The organism is Shewanella sp. HL-SH5 (assembly GCF_051163755.1).
Classification (GTDB): Bacteria; Pseudomonadota; Gammaproteobacteria; order Enterobacterales; family Shewanellaceae; genus Shewanella; species Shewanella glacialimarina.
Genome location: NZ_CP195038.1, coordinates 3,390,511 through 3,413,315 on the forward strand (window position 1 = coordinate 3,390,511; position 22,805 = coordinate 3,413,315).

The 22,805-nt window shown below is 41.4% G+C and carries 15 protein-coding genes and 1 pseudogene; 7 read left to right on the top strand and 9 right to left on the bottom strand.

Features of this window, described 5'->3' with window-relative positions:
• Positions 1-138: 138 nt before the first annotated feature.
• Positions 139-1,857, bottom strand: coding sequence for a hypothetical protein (locus ACRWQM_RS14790; protein WP_434930480.1), 1,719 nt, complete (start codon positions 1,855-1,857; stop codon positions 139-141).
• Positions 1,858-2,419: 562 nt separating this feature from the next.
• Between ACRWQM_RS14790 and ACRWQM_RS14795 the strand changes: the two genes are divergently transcribed.
• From ACRWQM_RS14795 to lnt, 3 genes and pseudogenes are all read left to right on the top strand, one after another.
• A complete protein-coding gene (locus ACRWQM_RS14795; RefSeq protein ID WP_226411083.1) occupies positions 2,420-2,662 on the top strand; it encodes a type II toxin-antitoxin system RelB/DinJ family antitoxin in 243 nt (80 codons plus the stop codon).
• On the top strand, positions 2,652-2,936 hold the full coding sequence (locus tag ACRWQM_RS14800; protein WP_434930481.1) for a type II toxin-antitoxin system RelE family toxin: 285 nt from the start codon (positions 2,652-2,654) through the stop codon (positions 2,934-2,936). Before ACRWQM_RS14795 ends, ACRWQM_RS14800 begins: the two co-directional genes overlap by 11 nt.
• Before the next feature lie 834 nt (positions 2,937-3,770).
• Positions 3,771-5,368 (top strand): annotated as a pseudogene (gene lnt / locus ACRWQM_RS14805) (apolipoprotein N-acyltransferase).
• Positions 5,369-6,276: 908 nt separating this feature from the next.
• On the opposite strand, the gene ACRWQM_RS14810 reads toward lnt, so the two are convergent.
• From ACRWQM_RS14810 to ACRWQM_RS14820, 3 genes are all read right to left on the bottom strand, one after another.
• The gene (locus ACRWQM_RS14810) at positions 6,277-7,029 is read right to left on the bottom strand and encodes a phosphoadenylyl-sulfate reductase (protein WP_434928305.1); all 753 of its coding nucleotides are present in this window, start codon (positions 7,027-7,029) and stop codon (positions 6,277-6,279) included.
• Positions 7,022-8,716 (bottom strand): assimilatory sulfite reductase (NADPH) hemoprotein subunit, encoded by a 1,695-nt coding sequence (cysI, locus tag ACRWQM_RS14815; protein WP_434930482.1) that lies wholly within the window; start codon positions 8,714-8,716, stop codon positions 7,022-7,024. The genes ACRWQM_RS14810 and cysI overlap by 8 nt, the downstream gene beginning before the upstream one ends.
• 189 nt (positions 8,717-8,905) lie before the next feature.
• A complete protein-coding gene (locus tag ACRWQM_RS14820) occupies positions 8,906-10,699 on the bottom strand; it encodes an assimilatory sulfite reductase (NADPH) flavoprotein subunit (protein WP_434928304.1) in 1,794 nt (597 codons plus the stop codon).
• 459 nt (positions 10,700-11,158) lie between these two features.
• Here ACRWQM_RS14820 and ACRWQM_RS14825 point away from each other — a divergent pair, with 459 nt between their 5' ends.
• Together ACRWQM_RS14825 and pntB are read left to right on the top strand one after the other, a co-directional pair.
• A complete protein-coding gene (locus ACRWQM_RS14825; protein WP_434930483.1) occupies positions 11,159-12,685 on the top strand; it encodes a Re/Si-specific NAD(P)(+) transhydrogenase subunit alpha in 1,527 nt (508 codons plus the stop codon).
• An 11-nt stretch (positions 12,686-12,696) separates the two neighbouring features.
• Positions 12,697-14,184 carry a Re/Si-specific NAD(P)(+) transhydrogenase subunit beta gene (pntB, locus tag ACRWQM_RS14830; protein WP_434930484.1) on the top strand — a complete coding sequence of 496 codons (1,488 nt, stop codon included), beginning with the start codon at positions 12,697-12,699 and terminating at the stop codon, positions 14,182-14,184.
• Between the two features lie 146 nt (positions 14,185-14,330).
• Here pntB and ACRWQM_RS14835 read toward each other — a convergent pair whose 3' ends face one another.
• Together ACRWQM_RS14835 and ACRWQM_RS14840 are read right to left on the bottom strand one after the other, a co-directional pair.
• The gene (locus ACRWQM_RS14835) at positions 14,331-14,555 is read right to left on the bottom strand and encodes an amphi-Trp domain-containing protein (RefSeq protein WP_226411099.1); all 225 of its coding nucleotides are present in this window, start codon (positions 14,553-14,555) and stop codon (positions 14,331-14,333) included.
• Between the two features lie 169 nt (positions 14,556-14,724).
• Entirely contained in the window at positions 14,725-16,929 is a 2,205-nt protein-coding gene (locus ACRWQM_RS14840) for a TonB-dependent receptor family protein (protein ID WP_434930485.1), read from the bottom strand.
• Positions 16,930-17,238: 309 nt separating this feature from the next.
• Between ACRWQM_RS14840 and ACRWQM_RS14845 the strand changes: the two genes are divergently transcribed.
• Positions 17,239-17,940: a DUF3581 domain-containing protein gene (locus ACRWQM_RS14845; protein ID WP_434930486.1), complete on the top strand. Its 702-nt coding sequence runs from the start codon at positions 17,239-17,241 to the stop codon at positions 17,938-17,940.
• A 510-nt stretch (positions 17,941-18,450) separates the two neighbouring features.
• Here ACRWQM_RS14845 and ACRWQM_RS14850 read toward each other — a convergent pair.
• From ACRWQM_RS14850 to hldE, 3 genes are all read right to left on the bottom strand, one after another.
• On the bottom strand, positions 18,451-18,930 hold the full coding sequence (locus ACRWQM_RS14850) for a TetR family transcriptional regulator (protein ID WP_226411105.1): 480 nt from the start codon (positions 18,928-18,930) through the stop codon (positions 18,451-18,453).
• A 270-nt stretch (positions 18,931-19,200) separates the two neighbouring features.
• Positions 19,201-20,136, bottom strand: a complete 936-nt coding sequence (locus tag ACRWQM_RS14855) for a hypothetical protein (RefSeq protein WP_434930487.1) — start codon at positions 20,134-20,136, stop codon at positions 19,201-19,203.
• Between the two features lie 94 nt (positions 20,137-20,230).
• Positions 20,231-21,661 carry a bifunctional D-glycero-beta-D-manno-heptose-7-phosphate kinase/D-glycero-beta-D-manno-heptose 1-phosphate adenylyltransferase HldE gene (gene hldE / locus ACRWQM_RS14860; RefSeq protein WP_226411109.1) on the bottom strand — a complete coding sequence of 477 codons (1,431 nt, stop codon included), beginning with the start codon at positions 21,659-21,661 and terminating at the stop codon, positions 20,231-20,233.
• Positions 21,662-21,764: 103 nt separating this feature from the next.
• On the opposite strand from hldE, the gene ACRWQM_RS14865 reads away from it, so the two are divergent.
• On the top strand, positions 21,765-22,691 hold the full coding sequence (locus ACRWQM_RS14865; protein WP_434930488.1) for an LpxL/LpxP family Kdo(2)-lipid IV(A) lauroyl/palmitoleoyl acyltransferase: 927 nt from the start codon (positions 21,765-21,767) through the stop codon (positions 22,689-22,691).
• Positions 22,692-22,805: the final 114 nt, after the last annotated feature.

Here is a 22,805-nt window from a genome sequence, read left to right on the forward strand (position 1 = left end):
TCGATTTTTTACATCTAAATGTCCGACAACTTAAGGTTGGCATGCACTCGCTTTAGGTTTAGCTTTAGCGCTTCGGCCAATAAAAAACCGCTCGCGATTAAGCGAACGGCTTGTTTATTTTCAAGCACTTGCTACAAATTACTTAGCGGCTTTAGTATTCACTTTCGAGCCAATCTCAATGCCATTAGCATTGATATCAATCGTCATTTGCATACTCATATTGTAATCTTTCATCATAGACAACTCTTCCGGCACTTCTTCGCCGCTTTGCTCTATCATGGTCATCATTGGCGATAACATTTTCTCGTAATCAACCGCCAAGTTAAGCAAACCATTTGAAGTTAATGCTTGTTTACCTAAGCTATCCGCTAACTTTTGCGCTTCATCACCGGCAAACAAGACCAAATGCTGACCTTTAACAGCCATTTTTGCTTGTACGCCAAACTCAGGTGGCAACATTAATAATGAAGTCACATCAACCGCTTCACCGTCAGCCTTTAAATCAACCTGAGCTAAAGGTGGATACATAGGTTTAACCATATCAAGTAACAGGGTTGGGTTTTCAGCAGACATAGTCACTAACGCATCTAACTTATCAAAAGCAGGTGAACCATTAGCATCTTTTAACTGATAATCGATTACCGTTAAGCTTAACCCTTTAACGCCATTAGCCATGCCGGTCATCATACCAATCATGGCTGGGTTGAACTCTTCTAATGCATATTGGCTTTCAGCTAAAGGCTGACATTGGTAGCTTGGTGTTTTTAAATCTTTCCAAACCGTGTTTAAAGATGGTGCTAACTGAGCCACATCAATCCCTAAACCAAATGACATAATATGGTCGGCAGCATCAGCACCAAAATCAGGAATAAAACCACGCATTTTAGATAATGCATCCAGTATCACTGCATTTTTGCTTTCAATCACAAAACGCGCATCAAATGTACTTTGTTCACGCGATACAGAATAAGACTTAAACCCCATAACCGAACGTGGCCAGTTATTAGCAATGCCCATTAGCTCAGTTTGACACTGTTCGCTGTGAAGTTCGGCAAATGGATCTTCATCCTGAAGCGCTGCCAATTTAGTAATTTGCTTAGCCAACATGTTGCCATCGGTAGAGGTGATGCCTTTCACTAACTCAACATGGTTGATAAAGCTAATACTGTCTTGCATAAAGCCGTGTTGCTTGGCGATATCTTGTAGCATAGTGGTGGCAGAAATTGGGTTATCAACTTTTTTGGCACCTAACGCAGTTTGCAACAATTCAACTTGGTTAAATGAAGTGTTTAATGTAACGGTTAACCAACCTTTATCTTCAGCAAAGATAATATCCACTGTTTCATCAGAGTCTTCACCGGTCAATCGATAAGCACGGTATTCAAGCTCTGCGGTGGTGCCGACTGTGTGCGTTAAGCCACTTTCTTGCTCAGCGCGATCTAATTCAGCCCAGAACTCTTTCGCATCAGCTAATTGAAGCTTCATCACTGGCAAAGCACCTAGAGTATAAAAATAACTTTGCATCTCATCAGGTAAACCATAATGCGCTATCAGCTTGTCAGGCTCGGTCATCAATGTCAGATATTGCTTATAAAGACTTAAGAAAAACTTCTCGTGCGGCTCAGAAAAATCGCTCAACTCACCAAGCTGCTCAACTGAATAACCTTGAGCACTTCCCGCAGAGCTATACAGATAATCTTTAAAGGGAAAAGGGCTTAACTGCCCTGAAAACGCTAACGTATCTGCTGGAATATAGTCCAACATAGGATTTGCCACTACTGAGTTAGATTGTTGGCTAAAATAATATCCACCCGCACCAACCGCTAATACAGCAACTGCAACAGCCATTTTATTCATTTATAAACTCCAATTTATTCACTATTTAACTCTTCCATGAGAGTCACAAGGATTATCTGTTGGTCAAAAGTACCTATTTCCAACTTTCAAAGGCATAGGTAAACGATTCAATAATTTAACATTAATTCGACCTTAACGCATTAGCTTAGGCCTGTATTTAATTATGATTATCATTTTAAATAGAGGCCGCTACTCGGGTTGAAAGGTGTAATCAATAAGCTAAATTTGACACCTTTAGTTTAACCTGCAGGAATTAAAGATTGAGTGGAAAAAGATGATTTCAAGAACACTAACTTGGTTTTGCCCTTGCTCCTTGTTAGAGAACATCCAATTTAAACTTTGCTCGAACATCGTTATCACTAGTTTATGAAAGCACCATTTTGAGGTAAATCTATCTACTATTAACATCATAAAATCTTTTCGACACTACTCTGCATTTATATAATAGTTTGATATTTTTTGGCGCTTCGACCTAGGGGCGCTATCTGACAACATTTGGTGCTTGCTATTTGTACAGCAAACCCATAACATGTAATTACATTTGTAACTACAGAGTCTGATTATGGGAACCATTAATATTCGTGTCGATGATGAGCTAAAAACACGCTCTTATGCGGCTTTGGAAAAACTCGGTGTGACGCCATCAGAGTTGCTACGCCAAACATTGGAATATGTAGCGCAAAGAGGGGTGCTGCCATTTAAGCCGGTACTGTTAACCGATGAGGACCAAGCCCTTTTAGAATTAGCAAAGGCTCGCTTGGCCGATCCACAACCTGGCGTGAAGGTTACTTTGGATGACCTATGAATTGGAGTTTGATCCCCGTGCTTTGAAGGAATGGCACAAGTTGGGTGATACCATTCGCCAGCAGTTTAAGAAGAAGTTGGCTGAGGTGCAGGTTAACCCTCGTGTCGAAGCAAATCAGTTACGAGAATTATCAGATTGTTACAAAATCAAGTTGCGTAGCGCGGGTTATCGATTGATATACCAAGTGCAAGATGAGCGGATCACTGTTTTTGTCGTAGCAGTTGGAAAAAGAGAAGGCGCTGAAGCTTACAAAGATGCTGATAAACGTTTGTAATTTAAGGATAGGGCTATATATCCATTTTTCATTCGTAACATTTATGGAAGATATTTGAATTTGTAACTAATCCGAAGGTACATTAGAACATTTTTGTCCAGAAATGTGCCTAGGATCGTAAGCCTGTAAATTATTTATGCCTCAAAGTTTGTTTGGAAATATGGCCTGCGGCCACCAACGTCGTGGCGCTTCACCCACACCAGACCAAGTGGGTATCAACAGCAATACCCTCTTGGATCACCCTGCCGCCCCTGACGAAAAATGCTGAAAAGCGCATAATTTTCGATGGGGATCGATCCAGCTTTAAACTTCATCTGTATCCGGCTTCGGCCATTGTCGAAAAGCCCTAACGCTTCCGATGAGCCGTCCCTGGCCCAACGAAAGCTAGCGTGGCATCCATGCCAAGCTCACGGCCTTTTCTCGATGACCTCAATTCAAAACGGACATCCCAGCTTTTCTTATGGAATTGTTACAAATGAAGTTAAATCGAAAACGCGAAAATATCATCTGTATAAGAACCTGCTGCAGAAAATGGATTAGATTGAAGTCACGGACTGATTTAACCTACCCTATACAACTTTTATTAAAACATTGAATTAAAACTATAAAGTAGATTAAAGTATGAAAACTTAAGGACAAAGTTGGGTAAACTCGAACATAATCATCGAGCACGCCATTTAGGGAAGAAAAAGCCATTCAATAGCATGTGCCTATTAACTGCCCTATAAAGTTTACTCTGACCCAACGACGCACAACGACGCAACTAATTTGAGGCTGTTTCGGGTATAATTCCCGAAATATTATGGTTAGTAAACTGGTAGATCTGATTGCTCAATGACAAATTTGATGAAAATTTTTTGGTTTAAAAAACTATTAGCTATTTTTGCTGGTGCGTGTATGACATTGAGTTATGCACCATTTAATTATTGGCCAATGTCATTTTTTTGTTTCGCAATCATCATCTGGTTAGTCAAACCTACTGATGAAAATACAACGGTAAAAAAATCAGCTCAGCTTGGATTTTGTTTTGGTTTAGGCTGGTTTGGTATTGGTATTAGTTGGGTTCATGTTGCCATTGCTGATTTTGGTGGCTTACCTTTAATTATATCACTGCTGCTAATGTTGATTTTATGTGCATATCTGGCACTATATCCAGCACTTGCATTTGCTCTCAGTTGTAAGTTATATCAATATAAGCGCTCATCATCCTCCCACTCAAAGTATTGCCTTCTGCACTGGTTTAGTTACTTTTTAATCTGTTTTATATTAATGGAAACTCTGAGAGGCATTGTGCTTACTGGCTTTCCATGGCTATCTTTAGGCTACATTTTAACTGACTCCCCTTTAAACTTTTTAAGCCCGATAATCGGTGAATTTGGTTTATCTTTCGTGGTATTAATACTCTCTTTTGCGGGTTATTTACTGTTTCAAACAAAGCAAGTTTGGTTTTTATTAGCAAGCTTAAGCATTTTATTCATAACTTTATTTATTTCGCCTTACTTATCAGATACTCAACATCAAGACAAGCAGGTTAAGGTATTATTAGTACAAGGTAATATCGAACAGCAACTTAAGTGGAACCCTGATCATGCTTGGTCAATAATGCAAAAATACCAAGATCTCACCCGCAAAAACTGGGATGTAGATTTAGTTGTTTGGCCCGAAGCCGCCATTCCAAAAGTTGAGTATTTGGCAGGTGATTTTTTAACACAGTTAGACAGCGCTGCGGCATTTAATAATACAGCGCTGATAACTGGAATTGTTGACTATCAATTTGATACTAAAGCGATATATAACAACCTCATTGTTGTTGGAAAACGAAATTCAGATAGTAAGCAAGGTCACTATCATTACCTGCATGACAATCGCTATAGAAAGCATAAATTATTACCTATCGGTGAATTTGTGCCTTTTGAAGATATTTTACGACCATTAGCACCATTATTTAATTTAGCTATGTCATCCTTTAGTGAAGGTGAAGCGATACAAAAAAAACTGGTTGCTAACGGCTTGAATATTTTACCAGCCAATTGTTTTGAAATTGTATTTTCTCATTTTTTAAGGCAAAACTACCAAAAAAACTCAGATCTTTTATTAACTGTCAGTAATGATGCATGGTTCGGTGACTCACATGGGCCCATCAACATATGCAAATAGCGAGAATGCGTTCTCAAGAGCTAAGGTTACCTTTATTACGTGTTACCAATAACGGCATTACCGCAGTCTACGATCCAATTGATGATATACAGCAAAGTACACCACAATTTGAAACCAACGTACTTAAAACCCAAGTAAAAACCATATCAGGTGATACTTTTTATAGCCAACATGGTGATAAACCGATGCGATATTTATTACTACTTATATTTTTATGCGCCGTATTAGCAACTTGGAATTTAGTAGGGTCAGGGAATTTAGTGGGGTCAGGGTAAATTTTATAAAAAGTAAATTGAAAAATTGACTTACTGAAACGTTTATGTACGGTAACGAGTTAACTCTTGTGTTGCCACTGCCATCAATGAAGCTAAATCGAAGAAACAAAAATTCAGGTGCTGATGAGCCAGCGAGTATCCAAAACAAGGATGTTTTGGTTAAGCCCACATGGATGTGCTGGCGGCGTCTCGCTGGATCATCTGCACTTGTAGTCAATCTCAAACCTATGAGGATTTAATTGGATCTGGTTACACTTTTATAAAAACAAATCTTCCAACCTGCCTTTGTCCAAATATAAGGTTGGTGATCTCAATTAAGTCTCGGATGCAAAATATGGGTTTAGTTTTTTAAAGCTCAAAGGTTACGCAAAGACTATAAAGGTGAACCATGAGTGTTTGCGAGACGACCGTCCGCCCCATGGACAGGGCGGAAGATCTATAGGGAGCGCTCTTGTTTAAATCAAAAGCTGCGCGTGTCGGTAAGTCAATGCCATGGTAAGCCTGTAAAAATAATTTAAGCCAAGCGCACTTTTCGCCCAGAAATGAAGTAACTCTTGTGTGATATAGGATCAAAAAAAACAGCTAGGGTGAATAATATAAAGCCCCAACAAGCAATGCTTGTTGGGGCTTAAATTTGATTGCTTATTACGCTAACAAGTCAATCAATGTGCTCGAGGATGCGAGCGAAGCTTTTGGAGGTACTTGGACTGCAAAAACAGTCCTAAAAAGTGTCTACAAAAAACTATCTACGGGAATGAGTAAATGTAGACGAGTATTGCGTACTCTGCCTAATTTTTTAAACAAAATTTAACTCTTTTTAGGGAGTATTTTAAAATTCAAATACTTACTCAATTTACTCAAGACAACTTACTCAACCTAAAAACGGTCACAGTAACATAATCGAAAAGCTATATCTCGTAATGCAATCCACATTCACGCTTCATACCATTAAAACGGGTTTCTTCTTCAGTCATCCCAAGCTCTAATGGCTTACTTGAATGGGTATCACCAACCGACACATACCCTTGTTCCCATAATGGGTGATACGGTAAAGCGTGGGCGGTTAAATACTCATGCACATCTTTGTTAGACCATTCAATAATCGGCAGTAATTTATAACGATTACCGTGAATCGCTAGAATAGGCAATGCTTCACGCGTACCTGCTTGTGTGCGGCGTAAACCCGCAAACCAAGTGCCCACGTTAAGTTCAGCCAAGGCACGTTGCATAGGCTCAACTTTATTGATGCGATTATATTGCTCAAGTCCGGCTAAATCTTGCTCCCACAACTTACCAAAACGCGCCTCTTGCCATGCAGCAGTCTGATCAGCGCGATATACTTGCAAATTTAAGTCTAAACGCTCGGTTAACTGATCAATAAACTGATAAGTCTCAGGGAACAAGTAACCGGTATCAGTTAAAATGACCGGAATATCGGCTTGAACCTGACTGACTAGATGCAACATCACAGCAGCCTGAATACCAAAACTAGAGGATAAAGCATGCTCGCCTGGCAAAAATGCCAGACCCCATGCCACACGCTCAGCTGCGGTTAAAGCAGATAAAAACTGATTTATCTTTGCTAGTTCAGCTTGCTGAACCTCTTTAGGTTGGCTGAGCAATGCCACTAACTGCTCAGGTCCTATAGAGAAATTACCCATGAAAATCCTTAGCGGCGTCTAAAACCGCCTTTACGACACCAATACGTACCGTAAAGTTACCAAAGGTCTCGCCCGCATCACGCTCAACAGCGTAACGGCCAAACAAACCATCCAACTCAGCTAAAATTTCAGCTTCTTGAATGTTTTCTTTGTGCATTTTGTTTAAGCGGGTACCTTCGAAACTGGCACCTAAATACAAGTTATAACGACCAGGTGCTTTACCCACTAAACCAATTTCGGCCGCAAAAGGACGCGCACAGCCGTTTGGACAGCCTGTCATACGCACCACAATAGCTTGTTCGCCAATGCCATGTTTTTGCTGTAATGCATCGATGTGATCGATAAATTCAGGGAAATAGCGCTCAGCCTCAGCCATCGCCAATGCACACGTAGGTAATGCCACACAGGCAATAGAGTGACCACGGGTTGCCGATAACACTTCACCTAATAGACCATGCTTACGCGCTAAGCCTTCAATTTCGGCCTTATCTTCAGCTGCAACATTGGCAATAATCATATTTTGATTAGAAGTCATACGGAAGTCGCCTTTATGGATCTTAGCGATTTCACGTAAACCGGTTTGCAGTGTTTTACCCGGTACATCTTTAATGCGGCCACTTTCGATAAACAAGGTTAAGTGCCACTTGTTATCAATGCCTTCAACCCAGCCGTAACGATCGCCACGATCACCGATAACGACATCACGTTTAGGTTCGAATTTAATGCCTGTACGCTTTTCAACTTCGGCTTTAAATGCATCGTAGCCATGATCAACTATGGTGTATTTAAGACGTGAACGTTTGCGGTTAACTCGGTTGCCCCAGTCACGTTGCACTGTCATCACGGCTTCAGCAAATTTAATCACATCAGCGGTTTTGATATAGCCAAAGTCATCGGCTAAACGCGGGAAGGTTTCAACTTCTCCATGGGTTGAACCCATACCGCCACCAGCGACTAAGTTAAAGCCGATTAGCTGACCGTTTTCTTCAATGGCAATAAAGCCTAGGTCATTGGTGTAAACATCAACATCGTTATCTGGCGGCACAGATACAGCCATTTTAAACTTACGCGGTAAGTATGTTTGGCCATAAACCGGTTCATGGGTTTCAGTGTCTAATAGCTTTTCTTCATCTAACCAGATCTCGGCATAGGCACGAGTGTGTGGTAGTAAATGATCAGATAGCTCTTTAGCCACGGCATAAGCTTGCTGATGCAGCTTAGACTGAACCGGGTTTGGGTTACACATTACGTTACGGTTTACGTCACCACATGCCGCAATAGAGTCAAGTGCAGCTCTGTCTAAGCCTTGGATCAAGGTCTTTAGATTACGCTTTGGAATGCCGTGATACTGAAACGTTTGACGCGTAGTTAAACGAATACTGTTCGAAGTGGTTAGCGTTGATGAGATTTTATCCACATCTAACCATTGTGCTGGCGAACAAATACCGCCTGGCACGCGAGCTCGTAGCATGAAGCTATATAAAGGTTCTAGCTTTTGCTCTTTACGTTCGTTACGTAAATCACGGTCGTCTTGTTGGTAAAAACCGTGGAATTTAATTAACTGCTGATCGCCATCACTAAACGATCCGGTCACTTGGGTGTCTAAACCCTCTTGAATAGTACCGCGTAAATAATCACTGTCGATTTTTAGGTATTCGTTTACTGCTAATTTTTGCTCATCACTCATGGAGACAGCCTCTTAATTCTATATTCGCTAAGGCGTTGATCGTTTAATCTTAATGACTTAACGATTAATAACCTGGTACGACAATAATCTTGCTTAATCGCTTAGCTGCGGCATTGCTATTGACTCATCGGGTCGCAATACCTCTTTGCAGCTAAGCCTAATTCTGTTACTGATACTAATGCTATAAGGTTAGTACACGTCTTTCTGATAACGCTTATTACTGCGTAAATCTTCTAAGTAAGCTTCTGCTGCATCAGCAGTTAGCCCGCCTTGTGATACTACAACGCCAACTAATGCTTGATGTACATCTTTAGCCATACGCTCTGCATCACCACAGATGTAAACATGGGCACCATTCTGTAACCATTGCCATACATGCTCAGCTTGCTGGGTAATACGATGCTGCACATAAACCTTATCAGCTTGATCACGTGAAAACGCTACATCTAAACGGCTTAAATCGCCACTTTTTAAATACTGCTGCCACTCAACTTGATATAAGAAATCTTGTTCAAAGTGTGGGTTACCGAAGAATAACCAGCTGTCACCCGTTACGCCGTCTGCGGCACGTTGCTGCATAAAGGCACGGAATGGTGCTACACCGGTTCCAGGGCCTACCATGATCACTGGGGTTTCTGGGTTTTCAGGTAAACGGAAATGCTTATTCGGTTCAACATAAACCTTAACCGCTTGACCTTCTTCTGCTGATGCTAAGAAATGAGAAGCACCACCAAATCGGGCTTGACCCTGACGCTCATCCTCAACCAATGCAACCGTTAAGTGAACTTCAGTTTCTACTTCAGCCTGGCTAGAAGCAATTGAATATAAACGCGGTGTTAATGGGCGTAATACTTCAACTAATTGGCTTGCGGTAACGTTAGCTGGGTATGCGACCACTAAATCAGCCAGCTGGTTGGCGAGTACAAACTGACGTGTTTGCTCTTTATCTTCGCTTAATGCCAATAGCTCTGCACTGCCGCTAAATTCAGCCCATGCTTTTACTAAACCAGGGTATAACTGGGTTAGCTCTTTTTTATCTGTTAAGGCGTCAACAAGGCTTAAGGTTTCTTTACCTACGATGACTTGATCATCTGCAGATAAACCTAAACCTGAAATAATTTCATGCACAAGTAAAGTGTTATTGCTAAACCAAATACCTAATGCATCACCGACTTGGTACGAAATACCTGATTCACCAAGGTCAATTTCTACATGGCGTACATCACGGTCTGAATCGCGTCCGGTTAACTTTTGACTGACTAATACTTCAGCGGTATACGGTTGTTGCTTAGTAAACGCACTGCTGCCAGCTTGTGTTTGTGGTACAGAAACTATGCCTGCACCCACGCTTTGAATATGAGGTTTAACGGCTTCTAATACACTGTCTTGCCAATCTGACGCAGCCTGCTCGTAATCAACATCACATTCAGCCAATGGCAGTAATTGTTTTGCACCTAATGCAGCAAAACGAGCATCGAAATCTTTACCTGTTTGGCAGTATAATTCATAGCTTGAATCACCTAGCGCGAGCACTGAGTAATGAAGATTATCCAGTTTAGGGGCACGCTTTGAAGCTAAAAACTTATGCAATTCCATCGCGTCATCTGGCGCTTCGCCTTCACCATGGGTACTCACTACTGCTAGCAATAGGGTTTCTTGCTTCAATTGGCGCACATTATATTCGCCCATTGAGGCTAAATTAACTGCATAACCTTGTGCCTGTGCTTTAGCCGCTAATTCTGTTGCTACCCCTCGACCATTGCCGGTTTGACTACCATAAAGAATAGTCACTGTTTGGCTAGCACTTGCTTGTGTAGCTCCAGCCAGTAGGCTTTGGCTGTCATTAGCGTTAGCACTGGCAGCTAAGTAGCCACTTACCCAAGCTAATTGCACAGCAGATAACTCAGAGGTGAGTTGTTTTAGCTTATCGACTTGCCCTGGTGACAAAGGTGAAGCTAATGAAGATAGTTCGTTTAACAACATAAGACGGCCTTATAACAGTGTAATGTTTGTAAGCTTACTCCTGTCCGCTAAAAGCAAAAAAGAATAAAAGATAATTTTTTATTCCATTTAGGAATATGCAAAGTCGTTTTTTTAGGCTACAAAAGTGTGGGTTAGTTAAAAGTTTTTAATTTCCCTTAATTAAAACAGCATTAATTAACCCTGCAGCACTTGTTTGATTGCAGTGTCTACAGCAAGCTAAGAAGCTGGATTAACAATTGGTTATCTATCAAGTTAATTGTTCTCTGCATAAAACAACAAAACGATGCCCAAAAGGTACCGTCAACAGAGACCTATTGATGTTCATCAACTGATATCAATGCCAGCCAAATACGATCGATTTGTTGATCACGACCGTCAACGAATGATCATGTGAAAATATTATGCTATTTGGCGGGGGAGCCTTATCGCATTTTACTCATTAACCATCAGGGAACAGTCATGCAGATTGGAATACCGAGAGAAAGTATTGCAGGTGAAACGCGCGCTGCTGCGACGCCAGCCACAGTGGTACAACTTAAAAAGCTCGGCTTTAGTGTGGCCATAGAGGCGGATGTAGGTAAATTATCAAGTTTTGATGATGCCGCATTTGAACACGCAGGGGCTGAAATTGTCGCAGATGCATACCAAGCTGACTTTGTTTTTAAAGTTAATGCACCTACAGACGATGAAATTAACAAAATGAAACCTGGCACTACCCTTGTTAGTTTTATTTGGCCAGCTCAAAATCCTGACTTAGTTGACAAATTAGCTCAGAAAAAAATTACCGTGATGGCGATGGACATGGTGCCACGTATTTCACGCGCTCAGTCACTAGATGCCCTATCATCTATGGCTAACATTGGTGGTTATCGTGCAGTTATTGAAGCCGCCCATGAATTTGGCCGTTTCTTTACCGGCCAAATCACTGCCGCAGGTAAAGTGCCACCGGCTAAAGTACTGGTTATTGGTGCGGGTGTAGCTGGCCTTGCCGCTATTGGTGCTGCGGGATCACTGGGCGCAATCGTCCGTGCCTTCGATACTCGCTTAGAAGTAGCCGAGCAAATTGAATCTATGGGGGGCACATTCTTAAAGCTTGAATTTGAGAACACCGAAGGCGGTTCATCTGACGGTTACGCTAAGGTGATGTCAGAAGAGTTTATTGCTGCTGAAATGGCGTTATTTGCCGAGCAGGCAAAAGATGTCGATATTATCATTACCACCGCACTGATTCCTGGCCGCCCTGCGCCTAAGCTGATCACCAAAGACATGGTTGATAGCATGAAGTCAGGTTCTGTGATTGTCGATTTAGCGGCGGCCACTGGCGGTAACTGTGAATATACCGTGACGGGCGAAAAATTTATCACCGACAACGGTGTAAAAGTTCTTGGTTACACTGACCTGCCTGGTCGACTACCGGCGCAATCATCGCAACTTTATGGCACTAACCTTGTGAACTTGATGAAGTTAATGTGCAAGGAAAAAGACGGTAACGCGCTGCTTAACTTTGACGATGTTGTTATGCGTAATATGACGGTAACGCGTGACGGTGAAATTACCTTCCCGCCTCCGGCCATTTCAGTGTCTGCAGCACCAGCCAAACCAGCCGCTGCGCCTGCGGCCAAAAATGCTCAGCCCAAAGCCCCTTCTAAGCTTAAGTATGTTTTAGGCCTTGCTGGCATTGTGGCATTTGGCGCAATAGCCACAGTTGCACCATCGGAGTTTTTGTCACACTTTACGGTATTTATATTGTCATGTGTGGTCGGTTACTACGTGGTATGGAACGTGTCTCACTCATTGCATACACCGCTTATGTCAGTCACCAATGCCATTTCAGGCATCATTGTTGTCGGGGCTTTGCTGCAAATAGGACAGGGTTCAACACTGGTCACAGTGCTGTCATTTATCGCAGTGTTAATTGCAAGTATTAACATTTTTGGTGGTTTTACCGTCACTCAGCGCATGCTGAAAATGTTCCGTAAAGATTAAGGGGAATTATCGTGTCAGAAGGACTGGTAACAGCATCGTATATTGTCGCGGCGGTATTGTTTATTTTAAGCCTTGCGGGGCTTTCAAAACAAGAAACGGCTAAAAACGGCAATTTATTTGGCATCATAGGGATGGTTATTGCCCTTGGTGCAACTATTTTAAACCCAAGTACCACAGGCGTTGTATGGATTATTTTAGCTATGGTGATTGGCGGCGCAATTGGCGTTCGCTTAGCACTGAAAGTTGAAATGACCGAAATGCCTGAGTTAGTTGCTATTCTTCACAGTTTTGTGGGCATGGCTGCGGTATTAGTGGGTTACAACAGCTTTATCGATTTACACCCACAGGCAATTAACGAAATTGTAGTAGCAATCGGTAATGACTTAGACACTACGCTTGCCACGGCTGAAGCGGCATTTGCTGAGGCAAGCCAAGCGCTGCAGCAAAGTAAGCACTTAACTGGGGCAATGCTTAATATTCACCTTGTAGAAGTCTTCTTAGGGGTATTTATTGGTGCAGTAACCTTTACCGGTTCTGTAGTGGCATTTGCCAAACTGCGCGGATTGCTGCCATCAAAAGCACTGACCTTGCCCCATCGTCATAAGATGAACTTAGCCGCGGTGATTGTATCGTTAGTGTTAATGGTGCAATTTGTGCAAACAGGCGGTGCGGTTACCCCAATCTTGATTATGACGCTAATCGCCTTTGCGTTTGGTTGGCATTTAGTGGCCTCGATTGGCGGCGCGGATATGCCAGTTGTGGTTTCAATGCTTAACTCATACTCAGGTTGGGCTGCAGCCGCTGCAGGTTTTATGCTATCAAACGACTTACTGATCATTGTCGGTGCATTGGTTGGTTCATCGGGCGCAATTCTGTCTTACATCATGTGTAAAGCGATGAATCGCTCGTTTATCTCGGTCATTGCTGGCGGATTTGGTAACGATGCTGTCGCCACAAGTGGCGATGAAGAAGTGGGAGAGTACCGCGAAACCAATGCCGAAGATGTTGCTGATATGCTGAGAAACTCTCAATCAGTCATCATCACCCCAGGTTATGGTATGGCGGTTGCGCAAGCACAATACCCGGTTGCAGAAATTACCCGTAAATTACGTGATTTAGGCATCAAGGTGCGCTTTGGTATTCACCCCGTTGCAGGGCGTTTACCTGGTCACATGAACGTATTGTTAGCCGAAGCAAAAGTGCCGTACGATATTGTATTAGAAATGGATGAAATCAATGAAGATTTCAGCAGTACTGATACCGTCTTGGTGATCGGTGCCAATGACACGGTTAATCCTGCTGCGATGGAAGATCCAAACAGTCCAATTGCTGGCATGCCAGTACTGGAAGTGTGGAAAGCGCAAAACGTGATTGGCTTTAAGCGTTCAATGAACACAGGTTATGCGGGAGTGCAAAATCCACTGTTCTTTAAAGACAATACTCAAATGCTATTTGGTGATGCTAAAGACAGCGTAGAAGCGATTCTAAAAGCACTTTAATTACTGAGCTTTGCAACATAAAAATACCAGCCAACAGGCTGGTATTTTTTTATGTTTATAACCAGCAACAATACTGTTTTATATAGACTAGCCTTAATCAAGGTTCAGCTATTTATCGCCCATATACAATAATCAAGAGTAATAATTTAATCGTTTGACCATTTAATCTGGAATTCTATTTCTTGTTCTGAATCAATTCTTTCATGCTCTATATTGTAAGTGGCACGCACTGGCACATAAATTCTTTCACCGGCTATCTGGATCTCAAATTTAGTTCCACTTTCAAGTGAGTCAGCTAATCGCCTTAGTTTTGCAACAAATTCAGCCGTTGTGTATGTTTTTTCGATATCTCTGTCTGCTTTTAAACTCATTTTATTTACTCCGCAAATAACTGTTATCCATAACAAAATGAATCAACTTACCTAATCTTAATGATTCATTGACTCAATATAGCTAATTAGGTACCAAAAAATATTATAAAAAAAGGAGGGCTAACATGGTTAGCCCTCCTGATTTTACTCGTTCACTATTACGCCAAGCTTAAAACTTATAGCTATAACCTAATGTTGCAGATTGTGGCTTACCAGAGAAAACCGAGCCATGAACACGCGTGGTCATGTAGGTTTCGTCAAATAAGTTATCTACATTTAAGTATACTTCTGACGCGTCGTTAATAAAGTAACGCGCTGATAAATCAAATACTGTTTTAGAAGCAATTAACTGATCAGCAGGAATATCACCCTGACCCGCTTTAGTGCGCATATCGTCGGTATAACGACCCGCCAATGTCACTTGCCAGCTTTCTGCTGCAACACCTGCTGATAGATATAACTGATTTTCTGGCAGATAAGTTAGCGAGTCACCTTTACTTACGCTATCCCAGCTTTCAAAGTCAGAGGTAAAATCAGAGCCAAACTCTGCACTGGTGTAGGTGTAGGCCATCTTCACTGGGAAGCTTAATTCACCTTTTTGGTTAAACTCATATCCTAAGCTCAACTCTAAACCCGTTACATCAACTTCACCGGCGTTGTACTGGTTATCAATGTTGTTATCATCACAACCTTGAGCCGCTGTACAGTTACCATGCATATTGCTGTAGTCACCATAGAATACGATAGCTTCTGATGTTAACGCATCTTGGTTATAACGAAGTCCTGCTTCATAGTTCCAGCTTTCTTCTTCTTGACCGTCAGCGTTACCAGGTGCAGCAGGAGAGAAACCTTTTTGCACGCCTGCTAATACGATAAGCGCGTCATTCACTTGATAAGTCGCTGATAAAGAAGGCATGATAGCGCTGAAACTGTTATCAACATCTTTACTCGCTTCACCATCACGGCCTGGGTTTGCTTTACCCCAATCTACGCGATTAGTGGTAACGTCTTCGTAGCGAACACCCGCGGTAATAGCAAAATCACCAATGGTCATACGATCTTGAACAAACAATGACCAGGCTTCTGCACTATCGATACGATTAGAATCTGTGCCCGGAATACCGCTTTTAGTGCGGTTCATTACTTGAGAAGTGTCTAATTGATAGGTATCAGCCCACTGATAACGGTCCATTTCATCTTCATGGTAACGCGCACCAAATGCAAGCTCATGGTTACCGACAAAGTAATTCAATTCAGTTTGTAAACCCTGAGATAAATAACTACGATTGTTCGCTTTAACACTCACGTCAATAGGTGCGGTAACTAAGCCCTTGTCAAAATCAGCTGCATTTTGTACACCGCCACTGCTTAAACTTGAACCACCCACTTTATCCGCTTTATACCAGTTACGGTGAAAGTCGTTATAGTAAGCCGTAGTATTAAGTGAAAGTGCATCATTAAGCTCAATCACATGATTTAACTGTATTTGCTTGTGCTCAGTGGTCATTTGATCTTTTTGTGACGCAGAATAACGCGTAAATGGCGTTGCAGCATAATCAGCATCAGTTAACCCCATATAAGTTTCGTTAGAAACCTCATCGGCGTACTTCAGTTTTAACTCTACAATTTGTTGATACTTAGCAGTTTCATCCGTTTTAATGCTGACTTTAGCAAGCGCATCATTTTTAACAAAACCAGTGTCACCGCCAACACCATTGATGTCACGGAAACCGTCAGCTTGGTAACGATAGATTTCAGCGACCGTACCGACGCGATCACCTTGACCACCGGCATAAGCATGTACTTTGCCAAAGCCATCTTGACCAGCGGCAACATCCACTTTACCCGCCAAATCAGCATCTGGAATTTGACGCGATAGCATGTTAATTACGCCACCTGTGGTACGTGGACCATATTTAACCGTAGAGCTACCTTTTAAAATCTCTACACTTTGCATACGACCAGAAGTAGGGAAATAATAAGCCGCTGGTGAAGAATAAGGCGCTGGAGCGGCTAATACGCCATCTTCCATAATAGTAATTTTTTCAGTACGATTTTGACCTGTACCGCGCATTCCGATATTTGGGCGTAAGCCATAGCCGTCTTCTTCTTGAATATACACACCTGGAATTGAAGCCAATGTACGCATAATATCGGTATACTTAAACTGCTCAATATCAGCTGCAGAGATAACATGCGCACTGCCCGGTACAGTGTTAATAGGATTGCGACTACCGAATATGGTTATTTGTTCAATGTTGGCTTGTTTAGTTACTTGCTTTGTGCCGGCAGCTTTATCTGCGGCTGTTGCACCCATGCTCATCAATAATGCACTTGCTAAAACACTCAAACGTAAGGTGTTTGACTGGCTCATGTTAACTCTCCCAAATACTACTAACTACCAAAATACAAATAAAAACAATTCTTATTAGCGTTAGTGATTGTGCGTACTTTTACTTAAGCGAGCCTTAAAATCAACAAATAGGTACGCTTTATTTACAAATAAGGTAGTCTTGTGGCGACCAATTTCACATATGTGAATTAGATCACCGCCAGTCAGTACAAAAAACATTCAGATTTGACTTTGTATCAAAAGATAACGAGTCATCGGGTGAGTATATTGCTAAATGTGCAGTAAACTACGGTGAAAAAATTAACCATTAATTATAAGACTCATTCCATCATGTTTTTATCACCTTATTATTCTAAGCAAGATCAAAGTGTTTTTATCGCGGCACAACAAGCCAGTGATTTTGCTAAACGGGTTGCTGGAGATTTCAACCCTATCCATGATGTCGGCGCAAAACGTTTTTGTGTGCCGGGTGACTTATTATTTGCACTGGTCTTAACCGAATATGGCTTAAGCCAAAACATGACATTCCAGTTTGCTGGTATGGTCGGTGATGGGGTTGAATTGTGCTTACCCAATGCTGGCGAAGATAAGTTCACTATCATTGATGCGAAAAATAAAGAGTACATGCACGTCACTCGCCAGGGGCAAGTATGTCAATGTGATGTACAAACTGCCGCATTCATCAAAAGTTATGTCGCGTTTTCTGGATTAAACTTTGTCCACGTATTGGTTCCTATGATGAAGCAACACCAGGTAATGATTAACCCTGATCGTCCTTTGGTGATTTACGAAAGTATGTCATTTCATCTTGACCACTTTGACTTTGATGACATTAGCCTACATTTAATTGATCAACAGTTATTAATTAATGGCAAACGTGGTGATGTCACCTTGACCTTTGAATTGCGTCATGAAGAACGTGTTATTGGTACAGGGAAAAAAACCTTAGTGCTAAGTGGACTGCGTGAATACGACGAAGAAAAAGCGCAACAAATGTGTCAAAATTACCAATCCCGTAAAGACACTTTATAATCCTCCCGCTTGGCTTAAAAAACGCGCTTACTTGATGATAAATAAGCGCGATTACCCTTCAATTTCACTACAAATAAAAATACGCTAAACGATTGTTATTTAACTAACACCCAATGATCTCCTTACTACTTTATCAAGCCAGCATTCCCTATCAAAAACTACCAATAAAACACTGTCGATAAACCATGAGATAAGTGCCGGTAACCCTAACAGCCTTGCCACCACTAAAATATTACTCCCCCTAAAATGACACCTATTTATATAGATTATGTCGTCAATATCAGGATCAGTAGATGTGACTGCAGCAGACTAAATAAGCAATAGATGTTACTAGCGTTTTTGGGGGCATGAGGGAGATACATCATCATGCTCGCTGAAAAGCAAACATAACTTGTAGAACATAACGATAGGTAGATTTAGCACACTATTTGAATTGGTCGCAGCGATTTTATATAAGCATTCAAATGGTCTTAGTGGACGTAAGGGAAGCCCACTCAGACAATTTATCAATTAAGCCGCTTTTTGTTGAGGCGTACTTTCTAGCAATAAAATAGCACTGTAACCTATTAAATGATTTACGCATTTTACGCCATCCTCACCTAACTCAGTTGACGCTATTTCTTGTGCAATATTGACTGCTTTAAAATATGTCACGTTATCATCGCTGGTACCACAAAGGCTAAAAAACAGTTTCAGTACTGCCTTATGCTCTTCACCCTGCACTGCTTTCTTCCATGATAACTCTAACGATGCAATAGAACTAAAATCGAGTGTATCAACAAATAGCTGCCCGATCCTATGATCTAAACGCACTAAAAACTCGGTCTTTTTTGGAAAGTGATGACTAATACCAGTTCGACTAATGCCAGTTGCATTTGACAAGGTTGTATATGACATAGCCTGAAAACCTATGGTAAGGATTTGTTTAAGGGCTTCATCTAAAATTTGATTTACGGTTTGTTCGGTTTCAACTCTTGAACGCTTGGCCATGCAACTGTGTCTCGCTAATAATTTGGGAGAAAATCTTACCAGACAGCATTAGAAAGTACCGCTAAAAATAACCCCAGAAACAACAGACTTGCCAACATTTACACGACAAAATGTATCAAAATTCAGCCATTTTGATACACCTGTTAATAATTTACCTTTAAAATTCAAAGAGTATTAATCTAATTCTCTACTAAGCAGCCCCTAAGCAATTAGCAAAAATACAACAAAAAATTTCACTTTAAATAAATCATATAAATCAGTAGATAGCGCTTACAAATTTTGCGATGACTCTAAATATTGACTGCGCCATTTTTGTGCGGCTGGCTTTCCCATCAAAAAATCTAATGTCGGTTGAAGAATTTTGGCTAAATCGGGTTGGCGCCAAAACATATAATTGGGTAATGGTTGCACCACACCCGCACCAAATGTACGTTGGATTAAACTTGAAAATTCGCTAATGTCTCTGGTGGAATAATTGGGTAGCTGGGGATAAATTTGCGCTATAAATTCACGATAAGGAATATCTTTTACGTATGGTTTCTGTTCATTCATTTGTAACAAATACTGCAGTTGAGGGGCACTCCAATGAGATAAGTTATCACTATCATGAATAATGGCTAAGTTACGACGATGCAGTTGTTGCAAGGCAAAATGTAGCTGTTGTGTTTGCGCTAAATGCCAAAATAAATAAACGTCAGCTAACCACTCATGCTGGTAATCAGTTAAGTTTGACGGTAATTCCTGACCCTGCAATGCAATATTATGCAAGTGTCCAATCTCATGCCACAAGCTCAATTGAGCCTGATTAACAAGCTCAATACTAAAGGTTTCAAGCCCTAATGAGCCGGTCTGTTGCTTGGGCTCTCGGTCAGCTTGTATTACTATAACTCCCGCAATAGTTGGATGGTTAACAGCTAACACCATCGCACTTTTATAGCCCATAGATTGGCGAACATTCAGTGCTGATAATTCTATTTGTTTCTGTAGAGAGTGTGGTAATTCTTTGAGGCAGAAGTCAATATTGGCCAGCGGACAAATTAATGCCTGCTTGTTGAAAATATTAACCCATTCTGACGGGGTATCTACTGAAGATATTTGTTGCTGGTGAGTAATATGATCTAACTGCTCGGCATGCAGATTAACTGACTGAACAATACAAAACAGCAGGCCAACTAATTTGATTAATTGACCTGACTTGCCCTTCACATCGACACAAGAGTAAATGCATCGATAGCATTTAACCATATGAATAAAAAAGATATCAGTGAAGGGCAATTTCAGCCTTGAAAAAAGCGTCACACTATTTATTAGCCATAATGTTTTGAATAATTGCTGTCGTTGACACCCCTTCCTCAAAACCAAGTACTTCTACTTTACCACCATTAGCGATGACTTCTGCTCCGCCAGCAATATCTTCAATTTTATAATCCCCACCTTTTACTAACGAGTCAGGCAGTAAACGCGCAATAACTCGCTGTGGTGTGTCTTCAGCAAAAGCGACAACCCAATCAACTGACGCTAAACCAGCTAAAACCGCCATACGGCGATCAACCGGGTTAACTGGACGGCCATTTCCTTTTAAACGTTTAACCGATGCATCATCATTCACGGCAATAATTAATCGGTCACCAAGGGCACGAGCCTGTTGTAAATAGCTGACATGTCCCGCATGTAAAATATCAAAACAGCCATTGGTCATCACTATTTTTTCGCCACGTAAACGCGCTTGATCCATAGCATAGGCTAACTGGTCTTCACTCATGACACCAAAGCCCGACTCACCTTGATTAATTTTGAGGGCGCTAATCAGTTCAATACGACTTACTGTAGAGGTACCTAATTTACCGACAACAATACCCGCTGCGGTATTGGCAATGGCACAGGCTTGTGCAAGCGTCGCACCTGCGGCAATAGAAGTAGCCAAGGCAGAAATAACCGTATCACCGGCTCCAGTAACATCATGTACTTCGCGCGCAACGGTAGGAATATGTAATTCAGGTTCATCCAGGGTAATTAACGTCATGCCTTTTTCAGAGCGAGTTACTAAAATGGCTTTAAAATCATGTTGAGTTAATAAGTTTTTTGCTTTTGCAATAAGATCATCTTCACAGGTAACAGTACCTACAACAGCTTCAAATTCACTCATGTTAGGGGTAATTAATGAAGCACCATGGTAACGACCAAAATCACTTCCCTTTGGATCAACTAATACACTCACCCCTTTAGCGCGGGCTTTGGCAATAAACGCCTTAGGTTCGATAATGGCGCCTTTAGCATAGTCAGATAACACTAATACATCGATATCATCTAACAAGGCTTCAGCTTGCTGAAATAGCTGTTCACTGTGGCTAAGTTCAAAGGGCTCTTCAAAATCAAGACGAATTAACTGCTGGCTACGCGATAATACGCGTAACTTAGTAATAGTCGGTTTGCCTTCAACTGCCAGCCATTGTGGTTCAACCCCAAGGGTTCTTACCCCTAAAGTCAGCGCTTCAGCAGTTTCATCTTTACCAACTAATCCGGCTAGTTGCACTTTGCCACCTAAAGCAGCAACGTTTAATGCCACGTTAGCCGCTCCGCCCGGACGATCTTCAATTTGATTTATTTTCACAACAGGAACAGGGGCTTCTGGCGAAATACGTGCCGTTGGGCCAACCCAATAACGGTCAAGCATCACATCGCCAATCACTAAAACACGGGCATTTTCAAAAGCAGGAAGAGAAACCTTCATAGTGTAATCACTGTTTGTTGTAAAAAATTCCCTTGATTGTACCTAATTTTCACAGAGAAATGAGTTAGAATATTAAAAAAATTCATCGATAAACGAGTCATTTGTGATCGAAAAAGCCCAATTCACCTCAAAACTCTATCACCCTAAGTATTGGTTACTCTGGTTAGGCGTAGCAATCATGCGCATAACCCAACTTATACCGATTTCAATGCAAATGAAAATAGGCGCCGGATTAGGCCGTTTAGTAATGATTGTGGCGGGAAGTAGAACTCACACCGCTAAACGTAATATTAAGCTGTGTTTCCCCGATATGCCTGAAAATGAGCAACAGGCATTGCTAAAAAGTAACTTTGAAGAAACGGGTAAAGCACTATTTGATACCATTAATGCTTGGTGGTGGTCGGATGAAAAAGTACAAGCTCACATGACTATGACAGGCCAGGAGCATGTTGAAAACAGTTTGCAAAATGGTACAGGCGTTATTTTATTTGCGGTTCATTGCTTACCGTTAGAAATGGGCGCTCGTGTTTTTGGTCAATTCCAACCTGGTATTGGAGTATATCGCCCGCATAACAATCCAGTGATGGAATATTTACAGGTAAAAGGCCGACTACGCTCTAACAAAGGACTAGTGCCTAAACGTGATGTACGTCAGATGATCCGCAGCTTACGCGCACCGGATGTTATTTGGTACACGGCGGATCAAGATTTTGGCCGTTCAAGTGCGGTGTTTATTCCATTTTTTGCAGTACCTGATGCAGCTACAATAACTGGGGCAACCTCGTTGGCTAAATTAGGTAAGGCAAACGTATTACCTTTTGTTGTTGAACGCACAAGTGACGATAAAGGCTATAAAATTGAGATATTGCCACCTCTAGATAACTTTCCTGGCGACAATGAACTTGATGATGCGATACGCGGTAATAAAATGATTGAACAAATAATTAATAGAAGACGTGTCCAGTATATGTGGCTTCATCGACGCTTTAAAACACGCCCAGATGAAAATAGTCCATCGCTTTACGACTAATAAAGATCCACTAAGTCGTCTGCTAGCTAATCCAGTATATTTAGAAATCAGATTTCTATCGGTTAAATATAATATATGAACCTAAAAATGGGTTGATATTTTAACCTGAATAAG

Excerpts from the sequence above, each read along its gene's own strand:
- hldE (WP_226411109.1), bottom strand. The coding sequence starts at position 21,661 with ATGAAGGTTTCTCTTCCTGCTTTTGAAAATGCCCGTGTTTTAGTGATT.
- ACRWQM_RS14835 (WP_226411099.1), bottom strand. The coding sequence starts at position 14,555 with ATGAGTTTAAAAGCAGACAGAGATATCGAAAAAACATACACAACGGCT.
- ACRWQM_RS14825 (WP_434930483.1), top strand. The coding sequence starts at position 11,159 with ATGCAGATTGGAATACCGAGAGAAAGTATTGCAGGTGAAACGCGCGCT.
- ACRWQM_RS14820 (WP_434928304.1), bottom strand. The coding sequence starts at position 10,699 with ATGTTGTTAAACGAACTATCTTCATTAGCTTCACCTTTGTCACCAGGG.
- ACRWQM_RS14795 (WP_226411083.1), top strand. The coding sequence starts at position 2,420 with ATGGGAACCATTAATATTCGTGTCGATGATGAGCTAAAAACACGCTCT.
- ACRWQM_RS14800 (WP_434930481.1), top strand. The coding sequence starts at position 2,652 with ATGACCTATGAATTGGAGTTTGATCCCCGTGCTTTGAAGGAATGGCAC.
- ACRWQM_RS14810 (WP_434928305.1), bottom strand. The coding sequence starts at position 7,029 with ATGGGTAATTTCTCTATAGGACCTGAGCAGTTAGTGGCATTGCTCAGC.
- cysI (WP_434930482.1), bottom strand. The coding sequence starts at position 8,716 with ATGAGTGATGAGCAAAAATTAGCAGTAAACGAATACCTAAAAATCGAC.
- ACRWQM_RS14790 (WP_434930480.1), bottom strand. The coding sequence starts at position 1,857 with ATGAATAAAATGGCTGTTGCAGTTGCTGTATTAGCGGTTGGTGCGGGT.
- ACRWQM_RS14850 (WP_226411105.1), bottom strand. The coding sequence starts at position 18,930 with ATGGCCAAGCGTTCAAGAGTTGAAACCGAACAAACCGTAAATCAAATT.
- ACRWQM_RS14845 (WP_434930486.1), top strand. The coding sequence starts at position 17,239 with ATGTTTTTATCACCTTATTATTCTAAGCAAGATCAAAGTGTTTTTATC.
- ACRWQM_RS14840 (WP_434930485.1), bottom strand. The coding sequence starts at position 16,929 with ATGAGCCAGTCAAACACCTTACGTTTGAGTGTTTTAGCAAGTGCATTA.